16 protein-coding genes are annotated in these 17,853 nt (G+C 67.5%); 12 read left to right on the top strand and 4 right to left on the bottom strand.

Going from position 1 to position 17,853, the window contains the following annotated elements; genetic code table 11:
- Nucleotides 1–256: 256 nt before the first annotated feature.
- Together phbB and QPK27_RS09165 are read right to left on the bottom strand one after the other, a co-directional pair.
- Nucleotides 257–997, bottom strand: coding sequence for an acetoacetyl-CoA reductase (gene phbB / locus QPK27_RS09170; protein WP_290417913.1), 741 nt, complete (start codon nt 995–997; stop codon nt 257–259).
- 155 nt (nt 998–1,152) lie between these two features.
- Nucleotides 1,153–2,331, bottom strand: a complete 1,179-nt coding sequence (locus QPK27_RS09165; RefSeq protein ID WP_290417912.1) for an acetyl-CoA C-acetyltransferase — start codon at nt 2,329–2,331, stop codon at nt 1,153–1,155.
- A gap of 356 nt (nt 2,332–2,687) precedes the next feature.
- Here QPK27_RS09165 and minC point away from each other — a divergent pair, with 356 nt between their 5' ends.
- From minC to minE, 3 genes are read left to right on the top strand one after another with little or no spacing between them, the layout of a single operon-like run.
- Nucleotides 2,688–3,500: a septum site-determining protein MinC gene (gene minC, locus QPK27_RS09160; protein ID WP_290417911.1), complete on the top strand. Its 813-nt coding sequence runs from the start codon at nt 2,688–2,690 to the stop codon at nt 3,498–3,500.
- Nucleotides 3,501–3,534: 34 nt separating this feature from the next.
- Nucleotides 3,535–4,350, top strand: a complete 816-nt coding sequence (gene minD, locus QPK27_RS09155) for a septum site-determining protein MinD (RefSeq protein WP_290417910.1) — start codon at nt 3,535–3,537, stop codon at nt 4,348–4,350.
- Nucleotide 4,351: 1 nt separating this feature from the next.
- Nucleotides 4,352–4,603, top strand: a complete 252-nt coding sequence (minE, locus tag QPK27_RS09150) for a cell division topological specificity factor MinE (RefSeq protein ID WP_290417909.1) — start codon at nt 4,352–4,354, stop codon at nt 4,601–4,603.
- A gap of 68 nt (nt 4,604–4,671) precedes the next feature.
- Here minE and QPK27_RS09145 read toward each other — a convergent pair whose 3' ends face one another.
- Nucleotides 4,672–5,283, bottom strand: a complete 612-nt coding sequence (locus tag QPK27_RS09145) for a hypothetical protein (protein ID WP_290417908.1) — start codon at nt 5,281–5,283, stop codon at nt 4,672–4,674.
- Between the two features lie 233 nt (nt 5,284–5,516).
- Here QPK27_RS09145 and QPK27_RS09140 point away from each other — a divergent pair, with 233 nt between their 5' ends.
- From QPK27_RS09140 to QPK27_RS09100, 9 genes are all read left to right on the top strand, one after another.
- Nucleotides 5,517–6,206 (top strand): response regulator transcription factor, encoded by a 690-nt coding sequence (locus QPK27_RS09140; RefSeq protein ID WP_290417907.1) that lies wholly within the window; start codon nt 5,517–5,519, stop codon nt 6,204–6,206.
- Between the two features lie 103 nt (nt 6,207–6,309).
- A complete protein-coding gene (gene hemA / locus QPK27_RS09135) occupies nt 6,310–7,587 on the top strand; it encodes a glutamyl-tRNA reductase (protein ID WP_290417906.1) in 1,278 nt (425 codons plus the stop codon).
- 97 nt (nt 7,588–7,684) lie between these two features.
- Nucleotides 7,685–8,761: a peptide chain release factor 1 gene (gene prfA / locus QPK27_RS09130; protein WP_290417905.1), complete on the top strand. Its 1,077-nt coding sequence runs from the start codon at nt 7,685–7,687 to the stop codon at nt 8,759–8,761.
- A gap of 114 nt (nt 8,762–8,875) precedes the next feature.
- Nucleotides 8,876–9,382 carry a disulfide bond formation protein B gene (locus QPK27_RS09125; RefSeq protein WP_290417904.1) on the top strand — a complete coding sequence of 169 codons (507 nt, stop codon included), beginning with the start codon at nt 8,876–8,878 and terminating at the stop codon, nt 9,380–9,382.
- Nucleotides 9,379–10,206: a peptide chain release factor N(5)-glutamine methyltransferase gene (prmC, locus tag QPK27_RS09120; RefSeq protein WP_290417903.1), complete on the top strand. Its 828-nt coding sequence runs from the start codon at nt 9,379–9,381 to the stop codon at nt 10,204–10,206. The genes QPK27_RS09125 and prmC overlap by 4 nt, the downstream gene beginning before the upstream one ends.
- A 55-nt stretch (nt 10,207–10,261) precedes the next feature.
- Complete coding sequence (locus QPK27_RS09115; RefSeq protein WP_290417902.1) at nt 10,262–12,196, top strand: DUF885 family protein; 1,935 nt, start codon at nt 10,262–10,264, stop codon at nt 12,194–12,196.
- Between the two features lie 79 nt (nt 12,197–12,275).
- The gene (gene gshA, locus QPK27_RS09110) at nt 12,276–13,871 is read left to right on the top strand and encodes a glutamate--cysteine ligase (RefSeq protein ID WP_290417901.1); all 1,596 of its coding nucleotides are present in this window, start codon (nt 12,276–12,278) and stop codon (nt 13,869–13,871) included.
- A gap of 121 nt (nt 13,872–13,992) precedes the next feature.
- On the top strand, nt 13,993–15,039 hold the full coding sequence (locus QPK27_RS09105; RefSeq protein WP_290417900.1) for a histone deacetylase family protein: 1,047 nt from the start codon (nt 13,993–13,995) through the stop codon (nt 15,037–15,039).
- Between the two features lie 108 nt (nt 15,040–15,147).
- Nucleotides 15,148–15,615 (top strand): GNAT family N-acetyltransferase, encoded by a 468-nt coding sequence (locus tag QPK27_RS09100; protein WP_290417899.1) that lies wholly within the window; start codon nt 15,148–15,150, stop codon nt 15,613–15,615.
- A gap of 71 nt (nt 15,616–15,686) precedes the next feature.
- Here the strand turns inward: QPK27_RS09100 and QPK27_RS09095 are convergent, their stop codons facing one another.
- Entirely contained in the window at nt 15,687–17,846 is a 2,160-nt protein-coding gene (locus tag QPK27_RS09095; protein WP_290417898.1) for a PEP-CTERM sorting domain-containing protein, read from the bottom strand.
- Between the last annotated feature and the right edge of the window lie 7 nt (nt 17,847–17,853).

Raw genomic sequence — 17,853 nt, 5'->3', positions numbered from 1 at the left:
GGGGTATTGCACGACCGGGACGTCAACGCAGCGATCAACCTGAGAAACATGGCGGTGCGTTCCACCGTGTCGGCCTGTGGAGGAGAAGGCTCTGGCTTTGCAGCAATGCGAGGTGAAACCGGCTCCGGCGAAGCAGGAATCCAACCGCAAAGCTAATTCCGGTTAGATTTGCATAAGTTTGGAAGAACGGTTTTACACCTGCAAGGGCGAAAAAAAAGCACCGCATCGCGGTGCTTCGTGCCGATCGGCTAAACGATCAGGACATGTGCTGCCCGCCATTGATCGCGATATTCGCGCCAGTGACGAAGGCCGCTTCGTCCGACGACAGGTAAGCAACCAGGCCGGCGACTTCTTCCGGCTTGCCCAGGCGGCCCATCGGGATTTGCGGGATGATCTTGGTTTCCAGCACTTCGCTCGGGATGTCCATCACCATCTTGGTGCCGATATAGCCCGGCGAGATGGTGTTGACGGTCACGCCCTTGCGCGCCACTTCCAGCGCCAGCGCCTTGGTGAAGCCGTGCATGCCGGCCTTGGCCGCCGAGTAGTTGGTCTGGCCGAAGGCGCCCTTCTGGCCGTTGACCGACGAGATGTTGATGATGCGGCCCCAGCCACGTTCGACCATGCCGTCGCAGACCGGCTTGGTCATGTTGAACACGGAATCGAGGTTGGTCTTCATCACCGCGTCCCAGTTGACCTTGTCCATCTTCTTGAAGGTCATGTCGCGCGTGATGCCGGCGTTATTCACCAGCACGTCGATCGGGCCGACATCCTGCATCACCTGGCGCACGCAATCTTGCGCCGAATCGTAGTCGGCCACGTCGCAGGCGTAGGCCTTGAAATCGAAGCCCTGCTCGCGCATCGCGCCCAGCCAGGCGTCGGCCTTGGTGTTCCCCGGAGAGAACGTGGTGACCACTTTATAGCCCAACGCGGCCAGCTTGATGCACACCGCTTCGCCCAGGCCGCCCATGCCGCCCGTTACTAATGCCACTCTAGCCATTGTCTTCTCCAGTTTTATTGTGTGCTACTTTGCCCATCGCTTGAAACCGCCGGCTGCCCCGTCAGGCGACAGCCGGCGAGCCAATCTCGTCGTTCGTGCGTGCTTGCGCCCAGACGTCAGCGTGTGTGCTTGCGCTGATCGGCGCTTGGCCGTGATCAGTCGCGCTCGACCGCCAGCGCCACGCCCATGCCGCCGCCGATGCACAGGCTGGCCAGCCCGCGCTTGGCGTCGCGCCGGATCATTTCGTGCAGCAGGGTCACCAGCACGCGCGCGCCGGAGGCGCCGATCGGGTGGCCCAGCGCGATCGCGCCGCCGTTGACGTTGATCTTCGAGGTGTCCCAGCCCATTTCCTTGTTGACGGCGATGGCCTGGGCCGCGAAGGCCTCGTTGATTTCCATCAGGTCGACGTCTTCGTGGGTCCAGCCCGCCTTCTGCAGGCACAGGCGCGAGGCCGAGACCGGGCCCATGCCCATCACCGACGGGTCCAGGCCGGACGACGAATAAGCCTTGATGCGCGCCAGCGGCGTCAGCCCCAGCTCCCTGGCCTTGGAGGCGCTCATCATGATCACGGCGGCGGCGCCGTCGTTGATGCCCGAGGCGTTGCCGGCGGTGACCGAACCTTCTTTATTGAACGCCGGGCGCAGGCTGGCCAGGGCTTCGAGCGTGCTGCCGTGTTTCGGATATTCGTCGCTGTCGAAGATCGTGGTGCCTTTCTTGGAGGGGATCTCGATCGGGATGATCTCGTCCTTGAACTTGCCTTCTTTTTGAGCAGCTTCGGCCTTCAGTTGCGACTGCAGCGCGAATTCGTCCTGCTCGGCGCGCGAAATCTCGTACTTGCGCGCGACGTTTTCGGCAGTGACGCCCATGTGGTACTGGTTGTAGACGTCCCACAGGCCGTCGACGATCATGGTGTCGGTGAGCTTGGCGTCGCCCATGCGGAAGCCGTCGCGCGAACCGGTCAGCACGTGCGGCGAGGCGCTCATGTTCTCTTGCCCGCCGGCGATCACGATCTGGGCGTCGCCGCAGCGGATCGCCTGGGTCGCCAGGTGGGTGGCCTTGAGGCCGCTGCCGCAGACTTTATTGATGGTGTAGGCCGGCACCATGTCGGGCAGGCCGGCCTTGATCACGGCCTGGCGCGCCGGATTCTGGCCGACGCCGGCGGTGAGCACCTGTCCCAGGATGACTTCGCTGACCGCCGCGGGATCGATGCCCGTCTTCTCGATCAGGTGCTTGATGACTTGCGCGCCCAGTTCGGCGGCGGGGATCTTGGCCAGGGTGCCGCCGAACTTGCCGACAGCGGTGCGGCCGGCGGCCACGATGACTACGTCTTCCATGTGCATTCTCCGTTCAGCCGGCCCCAGCCGGCATTGTTCAGACTTCCCCAGGACGGGCGAACCGCGACTTGCGCGGCGCCCAAAGGCGCGGATCGCGGCCGGCGCCGCACATTGCAGGCATCAAAAAAACTGCAAGTCGCGGCGAGCCGGTCCGGGCTGATGTTTAAGCAACATCAATCTTAGCAGTTTATTCATCACAAACAACAAAGCAAGCGTGCAGGTTTGACCTAGCGCATAACTTAATTATTGGTAACGTGTACGCGTTCAATTTCCGTTAGGAATGATGCGTGCGCTTCTGTCCTTTTCTACAATTTTCAAAGTAGAATGCACGAGCGCAACGCCAACCATCCCTGTTTATGCCCAAAACCACGCTGCCCATCGAGATCAAGATTTCCACGGTCGTCGCCATTTCCACGATCCTGCATTCGGCCGATCCGCAGGCGATCGACACGGCGCTGGAACAGATGACCGGCGGCGTCTCGGACTTCTTCGAGGACGAGTTCGCGGTGATCGACGTCGCCGCCATCGCCCACGAAGCGCCGGCGATCGACTGGCCCAAGCTGGTGCAGCTGCTGAAGAAATACCGCCTGAACGCGGTCGCCGTGCGCGGCGCCAGCCCGGCCATGATCGATGCGATCCGCGCCAATGGCCTGGCACTGGACGACGGCACCAGCGGCGCGCGTCCGCCCGAAGCGGCGCCTCCGCAAGCGGCCCCGGCTGCGGCACCGGTCGCGCCGGTGGCAGCAGCGCCCGAGCCGGCACCCGAACCGACACCAGCGCCGGCGCCGATCCCGGCCCCGCCCGCCCTGGCGCCTGCGATCGCGGCCATGATCGTCGACACCCCGGTACGCGCCGGCCAGCGCATCTATGCGCGCGGCGCCGACCTGATCGTCACCGCGACCGTCAACAACGGCGCCGAACTGATCGCCGATGGCAGCATCCACGTGTATGCGCCGCTGAACGGCCGCGCGCTGGCCGGCGCTTCCGGCAACGCCGAAGCACGCATCTTCGCGCTGTCGATGCAGCCCGAACTGGTCTCGATCGCCGGCGTGTACCGCACCTTCGACGAAGGCTTCCCGAGCGACCTGGCGCGCCAGCCGACCCAGATCCGCCTGGTCGGCGACCGCATCGACATCCAGGCATTGGCGAGCGCGTCACCGCGCGCCTGACCGAACTCACAGTGACTGAATAAAGGACATTTTTGTGGCACGAATTATTGTTGTGACGTCCGGCAAGGGCGGTGTGGGTAAAACGACCTCCAGTGCGAGCTTTTCCACCGGCCTGGCCATGCGCGGCCACAAGACCGCCGTGATCGACTTCGACGTCGGCCTGCGCAACCTCGACCTGATCATGGGCTGCGAGCGCCGCGTGGTCTACGACCTGATCAACGTCATCAATGGCGAAGCGACCCTGAACCAGGCGCTGATCAAGGACAAGCACTGCGACAACCTGTTCATCCTGCCGGCCTCGCAGACGCGCGACAAGGACGCCTTGAGCGAAGACGGCGTGGAGCGCGTGCTCAACGACCTGGTCAAGATGGACTTCGATTTCATCGTCTGCGATTCGCCGGCCGGCATCGAGCACGGCGCGCTGATGGCGCTGACCTTCGCCGACGAGGCGATCGTGGTCACCAATCCGGAAGTGTCGTCGGTGCGCGACTCGGACCGCATCCTGGGCATCCTGCAGGCCAAGTCGCGCCGCGCCCAGAGCGGCACCGAGCCGGTCAAGGAACACTTGCTGATTACTCGTTACTCGCCGAAGCGCGTCGAAGCCGATGAGATGCTGTCGTACCAGGACGTGCAGGAAATCCTGCGCATTCCGCTGATCGGCATCATTCCGGAATCGGAATCGGTGCTGCACGCCTCGAACCAGGGCAACCCGGCGATCCACTTCAAGGGTACCGATGTAGCCGACGCCTACGAGGACGTGGTCGCACGCTTCCTGGGCGAAGACCGTCCGCTGCGCTTTACCAACTACGAAAAGCCGGGACTGTTCCAGCGCATTTTCGGAGCCAAGTGAGATGGCATTGCTTTCCTTCCTGTTCCCAGAAAAAAAGAAGAGCGCGACGGCCGCCAAGGAACGCCTGCAGATCATCATCGCGCGCGAACGGACCAACCGCACCGGGCCCGATTTCCTGCCGGCCCTGCACCAGGAACTGATCGCGGTGATCTCGAAGTACGCCAAGGTCAACCCGGACGACATCAAGATCTCGCTCGACCGCCAGGGCAACCTGGAAGTGCTCGACGTTAACGTCGTGCTGCCGGACAGCTGATCCGCAGCCAGCAAACGTACCCGACAATGCCCGCCCGCGCGGGCATTGTCGTTTCTACGTCCTCATGCTCAGGTCGGCAATCCCGGCGCCTGGGCGGCATCCTTGCCGGCCTCGCGCCGGATGTCCTTGACGGTCTCCTCGACCGCGTCGGCCGCTTCCTTGGCCTGCACCTGCGGCAGGGCGCCGACGTCGTCCACGCCCGCCTTGTCGAGCTCGCGCACCACGCGCACGCAGGCCTCGACGTGCTGTTCGCCCATTTTCTTGAACAGGGCGTAGCCGATCGCGGCCGAGGCGATCTGCCCCGCCAGCGGCACCATCTTGGCCGTGGTCTTGACCGCCATGCGGCCGGCCACGCGCCGGAACATGCGCGCGACCACGCCGCGCGTCACCAGCTTGCCCACCAGCATGCCGCCGACCGAAGCCGCGGCCTTGTAAGCGATCACGCGCAGGCGCGGATGCAGGCGCTCGATCTGCTGCTGGGTGAGGCCGAATTCGGCGTTGATTTCGTCGACCAGCTTGGCGAAGCCGGTGATATCGGCCAGCACGTCCAGGCCCGGCACCGGCACCGCGGCCACCGCCGCCGACATCGCGGCGCGTTTTTTGACCAGCGCCAGGCTGCGCTGCCGGACCGTATCGATCTCGGCGCCGCTGACCGGTACCCGATCCTCATCGAAAGTCACACTTTTGCGTGGAAACAACATATTCATTCTCCCTCTCTTAACTGGATGACATCACGTTTCCAGTGTACGTCTATAGGGAAAAATACTACGTGGTCCCCTTAACACAACAGGTCGTGACTTCAAATGCAAATTGGATGTTTACCGTTAGCACTGTTTTGTGAAAGTCTGATATATTTTGCTTAAACCCTTGTAGGAGACTTCCTACATAGGCAACTTATTATAAACGTGTCATCATGAAGATCGCCGTACTCGAGCAAGACCGCCAGCAAGCTGACCTGATCTGCCAGGTGCTGAGCGCCGCCGGCCACAGCTGCCAGCACTACGACAACGCACGCGATCTGCTCGCCCAGTTGCGCAAGGAAAGCACAGACATGCTGGTCATGGACTGGGGCGTGCCGGACATGGGGGCGCCCGAGGTACTACGCCGCGCCAAGGAAAAGCTGGCCTCTAATGCCCCCACCATGTTCCTGGTCGGTGGCAATGCGGAAGATGACATCATCGCCGGCGTCACCGCCGGCGCCGACGACTACCTGATCAAGCCGCTGCGCCGCGGCGAGCTGGTGGCACGCGTCTCGGCCCTGCTGCGCCGCGCCTATCCGTCGCAGAACAGCGCCGAGCAGCTGCAGTTCGGGCCCTATACCTTCGAGACCCGCCCGGGCCGCCTGCTGAAGGACGGTGCGCCGATCGACGTGACGCAAAAGGAATTCTCGCTGGCGCTGCTGTTCTTCCGCAACATCGGCCGCCCGCTGTCGCGCGCCTACATCCACGAATCGGTCTGGGTGCGCGATACCGACATCCCGTCGCGCACGATGGACACCCACGTTTCGCGCGTGCGCAACAAGCTGCACCTGCGCCCGGAGAACGGCTTCCGTCTGGTGCCGGTGTACAGCTACGGCTACCGCCTGGAAAAACTGGGCGCCTGAGCCCCGGCTCCGGGCGTTGCCAAGCCGGCAAAACCGGGGCCATCCCCTGAAACCCTGAAAGCAAGAGGGTATAATGGCCGCAGTCCATTGACCTCCCCCCAGAATGCAACTGCTTGCCGTTGGCCTGAACCACACCACCGCACCGGTCTCGCTGCGCGAGCAGCTGGCGCTCGCGCCCGACCAGATCGGCAAGGCGGTGCAGTCGGCGCGCAGCTGGTTCGCGCGCCAGGGTGCGGTGAGCGATGCCCAGGAAGCGGCGATCCTGTCGACCTGCAACCGCACCGAGATGTACGCGGCCAGCAGCCTGCCCAATCCGCTCGACGCTTCCGCCCAATTTCTGGCGCACTATCACGCCCTCAACTACGCCGAGCTGCGCCCGCACCTGTACCTGCTGCCGCAGCACGACGCCGTGCGCCACGCCTTCCGCGTCGCCTCCGGGCTCGATTCGATGGTGCTGGGCGAGCCGCAGATCCTGGGGCAGATGAAGGACGCGGTGCGCACCGCCGAGCAGGCCGGGGGCCTCGGCACCTATCTGCACCAGTTGTTCCAGCGCAGCTTCGCGGTCGCGAAGGAAGTGCGCACCACCACCGAGATCGGCGCCCACAGCGTGTCGATGGCGGCCGCGGCAGTGCGCCTGGCGCACCGCATTTTCGACCGCATCGCCGACCAGCACGTGCTGTTCATCGGCGCCGGCGAGATGATCGAGCTGTGCGCGGCCCACTTCGCGGCCCAGAATCCGAAGTCGATCACGATCGCCAACCGCACCATGGAACGCGGCGAGGCGCTGGCGACCCGCTACGAAGGCAACGCGATCCGCCTGGCCGAGTTGCCCGAGCAGCTGCACCGCTTCGACATCGTGATCTCGTGCACCGCCTCGACGCTGCCGCTGATCGGCCTCGGCCTGGTCGAGCGCGCCGTGAAAGCGCGGCGTCACCGTCCGATCTTCATGGTCGACCTGGCCGTGCCGCGCGACATCGAGCCGGAAGTCGCGCGCCTGGACGACGTGTTCCTGTACACCGTCGACGACCTGGCGCAAGTGGTGCAGACCGGCATGGAAAGCCGCCAGGCCGCCGTGCGCCAGGCCGAGGCCATCATCGAGACCCGGGTCGAATCGTTCATGCACTGGGTGGGCGACCGCGCCGTGGTGCCGGTGATCCGCGAGCTGCACGAGTCGAGCGAGGCCTTGCGCCTGGCCGAGCTGGAACGCGCGCGCAAGATGCTGGCGCGCGGCGACGATGCCGAGGCGGTGCTGGAAGCGCTGTCGCGCGGACTGACCGCCAAGTTCCTGCACGGCCCGCAACAGGCCCTGCACCAGGCCCAGGGCGACGAACGCGCGCGCCTGGCCGACCTGCTGCCGCAGCTGTACCGCGGCCGCCGTTAGCGTCCCCTCCCTTCGGCGCCCTGGCGCCATCCGCGCTTCCTGCGAGCGCATCCTGCCGCAGCGTGCGGTGTCGATTCCCGAATTCCAGAGATTGCCTATGAAACCTTCCATGCTGTTCAAGCTGGACCAACTCGCCAACCGCCTGGTCGAGCTCGACGAACTGTTGATGAGCCAGGACGCGACCGCGAACATGGACAACTACCGCAAGATGACGCGCGAGCATGCCGAGCTGTCGCCACTGGTGGCGGTGTACCGCCAGTACCAGGGCGCATTGGACGACACCGCGGCGGCCCAGGAGCTGCTATCGGATCCGGACATGAAGGAGTTCGCGCAGGAAGAGATCGACGGCGCCAGGGAGCGCATGGCGGGCCTGGAGCTCGAGCTGCAGAAGATGCTGTTGCCGAAGGACGCCAACGACGAGCGCAACATCTTCCTCGAGATCCGCGCCGGCACCGGCGGCGACGAATCGGCCCTGTTCGCCGGCGACCTGCTGCGCATGTACACCCGCTACGCCGAGCGCAACCGCTGGCAGGTAGAGATGGTGTCCGAGTCGACCTCGGACCTGGGCGGCTACCGCGAGGTGATCGTGCGCATCGTCGGCAATGGCGCCTACTCGAAGCTCAAGTTCGAATCCGGCGGGCACCGCGTGCAGCGGGTGCCGGCCACCGAAACGCAGGGCCGCATCCACACCTCGGCCTGCACGGTGGCGGTGATGCCCGAGGCCGACGAGCTGGAAGATATCGACATCAACCCGGCCGACCTGCGCATCGACACCTATCGCGCGTCGGGCGCCGGCGGCCAGCACATCAATAAAACCGACTCGGCGGTGCGCATCACCCACCTGCCGACCGGGCTGGTGGTGGAGTGCCAGGACGACCGCAGCCAGCACAAGAACAAGGCCTCGGCCATGAAGGTGCTGGCGGCGCGCCTGAAAGATGCGCAATTGCGCGAGCAGCAATCGAAAGAGGCGGCCACCCGCAAGAGCCTCATCGGCTCGGGCGACCGCAGCGAACGCATCCGCACCTACAACTTCCCGCAGGGACGCCTGACCGACCACCGCATCAACCTGACGCTGTACAAGCTCGACTTCATCATGGATGGCGACCTGAGCGAACTGACCACGGCGCTGGCGGCGGAACACCAGGCCGAGCAGCTGGCGGCGCTGGGGGATTGATCCTGGCATTAAGTCATGGTTAAGTTGTCAGACTGAAAATAGCCGGGAGCGGCGCTGCGCGTTTATGCGAAAATGGCCTGCTCCTTCCCGGTCCCATCTTACGAAAACACCGCCATGCTCCCCACCAACCGCCAGGTCCTGTACGCCATCTCGTCGATCTGCTTCGCCCTGATCGGCGTCGCCCTCTATCTGCAGCATGCGCTGGAAATGCAGCCCTGCCCGCTGTGCGTGATCCAGCGCTACATGTTCCTGGCGATCGGCGTGGCCAGCCTGGTCGGCGCGATCAGCGGCAAGGTGCGGGTCTGGACCCTGGTCGCGCTGCTGGGCGCCGTGGGCGGACTGTACACGGTCGGCAAGCACCTGTACGTGATCGCCAATCCGGGCTTTTCGTGCGGCATCGATCCGATGGAAACCTTCCTCAACAAGATCCCGAGCGCCGAATACCTGCCGTGGCTGTTCCGCGCCGACGGCCTGTGCACCGGCGCGGTCGACAAGGTATTGGGCCTGGCGATTCCGCAGTGGTCGGCCGTGTGGTTCGTGGTCCTGACCGTGCTGCTGGCCTGGGTGCTGGTGCGCCAGCGCCGCGCCGGCAAGACGCGCCAGGGCGGCGCCACGGCATGATCGCCGCCGGCAGCACGCTCGCGCAGGCGCGCCAGGCCCTGCCGCTCGACCCGCTCGAAAACCGCATCCTGCTGTGCCATGCGCTGCACCTGCCGCGCGTGGCCCTGATCACCCAGTCCGAACGGGTCCTGACCGAAGACGAAATCGCGCTGGTGACGGCGCTGGTGCAGCGGCGCCTGGACGGCGAGCCGATCGCCTACATCACCGGCGAACGCGAATTCTTCGGGCTGTCGTTCAAGGTGACGCCGGCGACCCTGATCCCGCGTCCGGATACCGAACTGATCGTTGAACTGGTGCTGGAGCGCCTGGCGCCGCAAGGCCGCCTGCTCGACATGGGCACCGGTAGCGGCGCGATCGCGGTGGCCGTGGCCTGCAACCGGCCGGACGCCGACGTGACCGCGCTCGACGTCAGCGACGCCGCCCTGAGCGTCGCGCGCGAGAACGCCGCCGCCAACGGCGCGCGCGTGCGCTTCCTGCGCAGCGACTGGTTCGGCGCGCTTGCCGCCGATGAAGAACGTTTCGGCGTGATCGCCTCCAACCCGCCCTACATCGTGGCGGGCGACCGCCACCTGGACGAAGGCGACCTGCGCTTCGAACCGATCGACGCCCTGACCGACCACGGCGACGGCCTGGCGGCCCTGCGCAGCATCGTCGCCGGCGCCCCCGAATATCTGCAAGACGGCGGCTGGCTGCTGCTCGAACACGGCTACGACCAGGCCGCCGCCGTGCGTGCGCTGCTCAAGGCGCAGGGCTTCAGTGAGATTCAAAGCTGGCGCGACCTTGGCAATATCGAACGGGTCAGCGGAGGCCGCTTCGGCTCCTGAGCGCTTCGCTTCGGACGGGATTGCTAAAATGGCCAGTCCCGACTTCGGAGCCTGCATGCGCGTCCTGTTCGCCTCTCTCGTCACGTCCGTCCTGCTGCTGACGCCCTTGGCCTGCTCGGCCAACGTCGAGGCGGGTGTGGACGGCGCGACCCCGGCGCTGCAAGCGGCCGGGCTGTACGAACGCGACTGGCAATGGCAGCTGCGCTACCATCCCGAAAAAGCCACCGCACTGGGCGACCGGCGCTACAACGCGCGCCTGTCCGACACCTCGCTCGCCGCGCGCCAGGCCGCGCGCGAGCACGAACGGCGCATGCTGGACGCCGCCAACGCCATCGACCGCGCGCAGCTGAGCGCGCCAGACCAGGTCTCGTACGACCTGTTCGTCGCGGCCAAGGAACAGGCGCTGGCGGCGGCCATGCTGAGCGCCTTCGATCCGCAACCGATCACGGCGTACGACGGCCTGCAGCTACGCCTGCCGCGGCTGGTGGCGCAGATGCCGTTCCAGACCGACGCCGATTATCTCGACTACCTGGCGCGGCTGCAGGCCGTGCCGGCGCACGTCGACGGCCTGATCGCCCAGCTGCGCGCCGGCGTCCAGGCCGGGTGGACCACGCCGCGCGTGGTGGTGGCGCCGGTGCCGGACGCCTTGCGCGCACTGCGCGACAACCTGTCCGACGGCGCGCTCGGCGCGCCCTTCCAGCGCATCCCGGCCAGCATCGCACCCGACGTGCGCGCGCAGCTGCGCGCCATCGGCGCCGCCACGCTGGCCGACACGGTGGCGCCGGCGCTGGCCAGGCTGGAGCGATTCCTGCGCCAGGAATACGTGCCGACCGCGCGCGAGAGCATCGGCGCCGGCGCGCTGCCGGGCGGCGCCGACTGGTACGCCTTGTTGGTGCGCAACGCCACCACCACCGCGCTCACGCCGGCCCAGGTGCATGCGCTCGGCCTGCAGGAGGTGGCGCGCCTGCGCGCCGCGATCGAACGCGTGATCCCGCGCACCGGCTACCGCGGCGGCTTCGACGGCTTCATCGCGTTCGCGCGCAGCGACCGGCGCCTGTTCTTCACCTCGTCCGAAGCGCTGCTCGACCGCTACCGGCGCACGCTGGCGCTGGTGCAGGCGCGGCTGGGGCGGGTGGTGGAGGTGATGCCGGACGCCGGCATCGTGGTCAAGCCGATGAGCGCGCCCGGCCCCGGCCAGCCGGCCGCCTTCTACGAAGCGGGCAGCCGCGAGCGCACGGCGGCGCTGGTGGTCGACAGCACCCAGCTGGCGGCGCGCCCGATCTGGCAGGTCGACACCGTGACCCTGCACGAAGCGGTGCCCGGCCACCACCTGCAGGTGGCGCGCGCCCAGGAGCTGGAGGGCTTGCCGGCGTTTCGCCGCCACGGCTGGTACGACGCCTTCGGCGAAGGCTGGGCCACCTATGCCGAGGGCCTGGGGCCGGAGCTGGGGCTGTTCCAGGACCCGTTTTCGCTGTTCGGGCATCTGAACGAAGAGATGTTCCGCGCCGCGCGCCTGGTGGTCGACACCGGCATTCACGCGATGGGCTGGTCGCGCCGCCAGGCGATCGACTACCTGAACGCGCACACCGCCAACCCGCCGCTTGATAACGCGGCCGAGGTCGACCGCTACATCGCGCGTCCGGCCCAGGCGCTGGGCTACAAGATCGGCCAGCTGCGCATCCTGGCGCTGCGCACCCAGGCCAGGGCGGCGCTGGGCGCGCGCTTCGACCTGCGGCGTTTCCACGATGCGCTGCTGGCCGGCGGCGCGCTGCCGCTGCCGGAGCTGGAGCGCCAGATGGGACGCTGGATCGCGACCGAGAAGGCGCCTTTGGCGCCGGCGCCGGAAGCGAAGACGGCGCCATCGGCAGCACCGGACCTAGCGCCGGCCGCGCCCGCCGCACCAGCGCCTGCAGCAACGCCGTCCAAGCCGCCGTCAACGCCATCCGATCCCGCGCCAACCCCGCCGTCCGGCGCTTCCGGGCAGGAATGAGGCGCCCTCGGGCGCGTCGTCCGTTTTTCGGTTACTCTCTGCACCAACCGAGAACTGGCAGTATAAGAAAGGAAACACTGTGTCGAACCAATTCAACCGCCGCCTGGCCCTGCTCGACGACGATGAACACCGCGCCCTGCTGGGCCAGGGCCTGCGCGGCATCGAACGCGAAACCCTGCGTGTCGACCAGGCGGGCCAGCTGGCGCGCACGCCGCATCCGGCGGCACTGGGTTCGGCCCTCACGCATCCGCACGTCACCACCGACTATGCCGAAGCGCTGCTCGAATTCATCACGCCGGCCGAGCACGATATCGCGCTGGCGCTGCACCGCCTGGACGCGATCCACCGCCATGCCTACGCCAGGCTGGGCGACGAAATGCTGTGGAGCGTGTCGATGCCGGGCGAGCTGCCGCCCGAGGAAGAGATCGAGATCGCCAACTACGGCAGCTCCAACATCGGCATGCTCAAGCACGTCTACCGGCGCGGCTTGGCGCTGCGCTACGGCAAGGCGATGCAATGCATCGCGGGTATCCACTACAACTATTCGCTGCCGGAAAAAATGTGGCAGCTATTCGCCCACGACGAAGGCATAGTCGAAGAGCGCCGCCACGCGCTGCGCGACTTCCAGTCGGAAAGCTATATTGCGATGATCCGCAATTTCCGGCGTTACTCGTGGCTGCTGATGTACCTGTTCGGCGCCACCCCGGCGCTGACCACCAGCTTCCTGCGCGGCCGCGAACACAATCTGGAAACCCTGTCCGACGACACCCTGTACCTGCCGTACGCGACCAGCTTGCGCATGAGCGACCTGGGCTACCAGAACGACGCCCAGTCGGGCCTGAGCCCGCACGAGAACAGCCTGGAAAGCTATGTCACCAGCCTGATGGATGCGGTGAACCGCCCCTACGGTCCATACCAGGAAATCGGCACCCACAAGAACGGCGAATGGGTGCAGCTGTCGACCAACGTGCTGCAGATCGAGAACGAGTACTACTCGACCATCCGTCCCAAGCGCGTGATCCGCACCGGCGAGCGTCCGGTGCAGGCGCTGTGCAACCGCGGCGTGCAATACATCGAGGTGCGCTGCCTGGACGTCGACCCGTTCGAGCCGGTCGGCATCGCGCTCGAGACCGGCCGCTTCCTGGACGCCTTCCTGCTGTTCTGCGCGCTCGAGGAAAGCCCGCTGATCAGCGCCCACGACAGCGCCCTGCACGCGCGCAATTTCGCGCGCACGGTGAAGGAAGGCCGCCGCCCGGACCTGACGCTGACCCGCGACGGCGCCGAAGTGCCGCTCAAGGACTGGGCGCTGGAACTGATCGAACGCATCCGCCCGGTGGCGCGCCTGCTGGACGAAGGCCACAACGAGGACGGCGTGCACCAGGCCGCGCTGGGCCGCCAGAAGGCCAAGGTCGAGGATCCTTCCCTGACCCCGTCGGCGCGCGTGCTGGAAGAAATCCGCGCGCTCGGCTCGGCCGCCGCCTTCGGCCTGCAGCAGAGCAAGCTGCACGCCGCCGCGCTGCGCGAAAGCCCGCTGATGCCGGCCGAGGAAGCCCTGTTCGACGAGACCGCCGCCGCCTCGCGCGCCGAGCAGGCCAGCATCGAAGCGAGCGACAGCGGCAGCTTCGACGACTTCGTCGCCGCCTACAACAGCAGTACACTATGCGGTAACAACTAGGCCGGGCCGGATAGCAGGGCAAGCCGGCGCGGCTGGATGCCGGGGCGAATGCCGGCGCTGCTGTCGACCGGCTATTCAAGCTGGCCGGATCGTCCGGCGCCGCCGCCATCGCGAGGAAGCCTTGCTCACGTTTTATAACGAACACCACGTCCAGCATGCCAGCCGCACCGATCCGCGCCGCGGCGAGGGGGCGCTGCCGCTGGACCGGCCCGAGCAGGCCACGGCCGTGCTGCGCGAATGCGAGCGGCGCGGCCTGGGCGCGATCGTCACGCCGCACGGCGTGCCGCCGGTCACGCTCGAGCGGGTGCACAGCCCGCGCTACCTGCACTTCCTGCGCACGGCCTGGAGCGAATGGAGCGCGCTCGACCCGGCCAATGCCGGGCGCGACGCCCTGCCCGCCGCCTGGCCGGTGCGCACCCTGCGCGCCGACCTCGAACCCGAACCCTTCATCGCCCGCCTCGGCCTGTATTCGACCGACGCCATCACGCCGCTCAGCGCCGGCACCTGGATCGCGGCCAAGACCGGCGCCGACTGCGCGGTCAACGCCGCGCATGCGCTGCGCCGCGGCGAGCGCGGCACCTTCGCCCTGACGCGCCCGCCGGGCCACCACGCCGGCTTTGACTTCTTCGGCGGCGCCTGCTTCCTGAACAATGCCGCGCTGGCGGCCCAGCACCTGCTCGACGATGGCCTGGAGCGGGTCGCCATCCTCGACCTCGGCTACCACCACGGCAACGGCACCCAGAGCATCTTCTACGGCCGCAACGACGTGCTGGTGGTGTCGCTGCACGCCGACCCGCGCGGCGCCTGGCCGTTCTATGCCGGCCACGCCGACGAGACCGGCAATGGCGCCGGCGCCGGCTACAACATGAACGTCCCGCTCGCGCCCGGCGGCGGCAGCGCCGCGTGGTTCGCCGCGCTCGAGACCGGCTGCGTGAAGATCGCGATGGCGCGGCCGCAGGCGCTGGTGGTGTCGCTCGGCGTCGACACCTGCGCCCATGGCGCGCAGGCGCGCTTCGGCCTGCAGGGCGGCGACTTCCTGCGCCTGGGCGAGCGCATCGCCCACCTCGGCCTGCCGACCGCCTTCGTGTTCGAGGGCGGCCACGGCGGCGCGGAGACGGGCATCCACGCCGTCAATGTGCTGGAAGGCTTCGAGACTGCGGCGGAGTGACGATGTAGAGTAACGGCGTGGAGTAACGGCGCGCAGGAACGCTGCCGCATGAAGCTGCCGCCGGACATGGCACAATAGCTGCGCTTCTCGACCAACTTCTTTCCGCACATGACCGCCCCTAGCCTCATCGACTGGCAATTCTCCCGTTTCGCCGACCTCACCCCGTTCGACCTGTACGAAGTGCTGGCCCAGCGCCAGAACGTCTTCATCCTCGAGCAGACCTGCCTGTACCCGGACATCGACGGCTACGACCTCGAGGCCCATCACCTGCTCGGCTGGCGCACCGTCGACGGCAAGCGCGTGCTGGCCGCCTACCTGCGCGTGCTGGCGCCGGGCGCCAAGTACGACGAGATGTCGCTCGGACGCGTGGTCACCACCGCCGCCGCGCGCGGCACCGGCGCCGGCCGCGCCCTGCTCGACCAGGGCATCGCCTGCGCCGAGCGACTGTACCCAGGCCACCGCATCCGCATCGGCGCCCAGCAATACCTGGAGCGCTTCTACGCGAGCTTCGGCTTCCAGACCGTCTCGGCGCCCTACGACGAAGACGGCATCATGCACATCGACATGCTGCGCTGAACGCGCGCGCAAGGCTCGAGGCGGCTGGGTGCGCGCGCTCCGCCAAGCCCGGCCTGGCCCACGCAAGCCGGCTAGGGCTCCGGATCGAGCCGCACGTACAGGCAGCTTTGTGGGCCGCAGGCCTGCGCCAGCACCTGGCGCGCATCGTTGATGTCGCGCGCCCAGGTCAGCACCCAGCCTGCCGGCAGCGTGGTCAGTTCGTTCAGGTCGCGCCACCTGCCGCCCTCATACAGGAAAGCGCGCGACGCCGGGCCGTCCGGCGTCTCGGCCACGAAATCGCCGACCACGGTTCCCTGGTTGTTGAGGCCATTGGCCACGCCATACGCCAGATACGGTCCCCCGCCCAGCACGCTCAGGTCGCGCATCGCGCCGCCGCTGTAGAGAAACGGGCGCTGGATCGGGTTATCGAACTCGTCCAGCGCGCCGGTCTCGGCGCCCCCCACCACCTGGCCGCCATCGTTGATGTCGTTGGCGTTGCTGTTGCGTCCGCCCAGCGTGCCGAGGTCGCGTATCGTCTTGTCGCGGAAGATGAAGGCGCGGCGGAACGGTTCGGGAATCGCATCGCCCTCGCGCGCGGCGGTGCCGGCCACCTGGCCGCTGCGGTTGATCGCCGCCGCGCTGCTCCAGTCGCCGCCCAGGCTCGGGATCATGCGCAGCACGCCGCTGATCAGGACGAAGCCGCGCGAGCGCTCGCCCACGCCGAAGTAGGAACCGCCGGCCAGGCCACCGCTGTCGTTGATGGCGATGGCGTAGCTCGCCCCCTGCAGGATCTGGCGTCCCACGTTGCGCAGTCCGGCGTCTGAAAACACGTGGGCCGCGTCCAGGTGGACGCCGGCGAGCTGGCCCTGGCGGTTGATGCCATAGGCGGCCGAACCGGGTGCCAGCGCCACGTAATCGCGCAGCGTGCTGCCGTCCCATACGGCGGCACTGCCGTTATAGCCGGCCACCCAGCCCTGGCTGTTGATGGCGCTGCCGATCAGCGCCGGCGGCAGGAAGGTAACCCGGAAACGGGGCTCGTCTCCCGCCGCCTGCCCCGCCGCGGCGGCGGGCAGGGGTACGGCCAGCAGCGCTCCCGAGGCCAGCATGGCCAGCGCTGCCGCTGCCGGCGCGCCACGGCCGGCAGGGAGCGGCGCCGCAGCGCAGCGTGCGCGCCGGCGCGCATGCCACAGCAGCGCCGCCAGCCCGGCGGCCATCAGCACCCAGGCGCCCGGCTCGGGCACCGGCGTCAGCAGGTCGAGCCGCACCGCGCGGCACTCGTCGAGTCCGTTGCGGCAGGCCTCGGCCAGGATCTGGCCGGCGTCGTTGATGTCGGCCGCGCTGGTCAGGCGCCACTCGCCCAGTCCGCCCACCAGGTCGTTCAGGTCGGCCATGCCGCCGGCGCCGTAGATAAAGGCGTGGTACTCGAAGCCGTCGGCGCCGCCGATGTCGGACAGACCGACCACGGCGCCGGCATTGTTGAGCGCGTTGGCGCGCGCGACCACGCCGCCCAGCGTGCCCAGGTCGCGCAAGCCGTCGACAAGCGGCGAGAACAGGAAGGGACGCTCGCCGACGCCGTCGGCCAGCAGCGACCAGCCCGTGACAAAACCGTTGTCGTTGACGTCGTTCGCTTCGCTGATCGGACCGCCGAGCGAGCCGAGATTGCGCCCCTGGCCGTCGCGGTACAGGGCAGCGTAGCGCTGCGGATCGGGCCAGTCGTCGCCACCCGCCGCCACGCTGGCGTAGCCCGCCACCTGGCCGCCGGCGTTGATCGCGTTGGCCACGCTGATGTCGCCGCCGAAGCTGGGCAGGTCGGTGTAGCTGCCGTCGGCATAGATGAAGGCTTGCCGGATGCCGAAGGCCTGGCTGGTGAAGCCCGCCACCTGGCCGGCGTCGTTGATCGCGGTGGCCCAGGTGCTGGGCGGCAGGCCGAAGGTGGTGAGCGCGCCGTCGGCATAGATGAAGGCGCCGTCGCCGGCGATGCCGGTGATGGCGCCATTGCCGTTGATCGCCAGTCCCTGGCTGCCGGGCAGCAGCGCGCCGAGATAGGTGGTCGCCGTGGGCGACCAGATCGCCGCTCCGCCCTGCGCGCTGCCGACCACCAGTCCGGCCCGGTTCAGCGCGGCGGCGGTGAAGTCTTGCGGCAGCAGCGTCATGCGGTAGAGCGGATCGGCCAGCGCCGGCAACGGCGCCACGCATGCCAGCGCGAACATCAGCTGCGGCAAGATTTTTAAGAAAGTTTTGCGGAGAAACATGGCGGAT

Source organism: Massilia sp. YIM B02443, from assembly GCF_030411955.1.
GTDB lineage: Bacteria > Pseudomonadota > Gammaproteobacteria > Burkholderiales > Burkholderiaceae_D > Telluria.
The sequence above is the reverse complement of the archived record's forward strand: the minus strand, read 5'-3'. Positions and strand labels throughout refer to the sequence as shown.

Bases quoted from the DNA above. Each gene is read 5' to 3' on its own strand.
- prmC (WP_290417903.1), top strand. From the start codon at position 9,379: ATGATCGCCGCCGGCAGCACGCTCGCGCAGGCGCGCCAGGCCCTGCCG.
- QPK27_RS09095 (WP_290417898.1), bottom strand. From the start codon at position 17,846: ATGTTTCTCCGCAAAACTTTCTTAAAAATCTTGCCGCAGCTGATGTTC.
- phbB (WP_290417913.1), bottom strand. From the start codon at position 997: ATGGCTAGAGTGGCATTAGTAACGGGCGGCATGGGCGGCCTGGGCGAA.
- QPK27_RS09115 (WP_290417902.1), top strand. From the start codon at position 10,262: ATGCGCGTCCTGTTCGCCTCTCTCGTCACGTCCGTCCTGCTGCTGACG.
- hemA (WP_290417906.1), top strand. From the start codon at position 6,310: ATGCAACTGCTTGCCGTTGGCCTGAACCACACCACCGCACCGGTCTCG.
- prfA (WP_290417905.1), top strand. From the start codon at position 7,685: ATGAAACCTTCCATGCTGTTCAAGCTGGACCAACTCGCCAACCGCCTG.
- QPK27_RS09140 (WP_290417907.1), top strand. From the start codon at position 5,517: ATGAAGATCGCCGTACTCGAGCAAGACCGCCAGCAAGCTGACCTGATC.
- QPK27_RS09100 (WP_290417899.1), top strand. From the start codon at position 15,148: ATGACCGCCCCTAGCCTCATCGACTGGCAATTCTCCCGTTTCGCCGAC.
- QPK27_RS09165 (WP_290417912.1), bottom strand. From the start codon at position 2,331: ATGGAAGACGTAGTCATCGTGGCCGCCGGCCGCACCGCTGTCGGCAAG.
- minC (WP_290417911.1), top strand. From the start codon at position 2,688: ATGCCCAAAACCACGCTGCCCATCGAGATCAAGATTTCCACGGTCGTC.
- minE (WP_290417909.1), top strand. From the start codon at position 4,352: ATGGCATTGCTTTCCTTCCTGTTCCCAGAAAAAAAGAAGAGCGCGACG.
- QPK27_RS09125 (WP_290417904.1), top strand. From the start codon at position 8,876: ATGCTCCCCACCAACCGCCAGGTCCTGTACGCCATCTCGTCGATCTGC.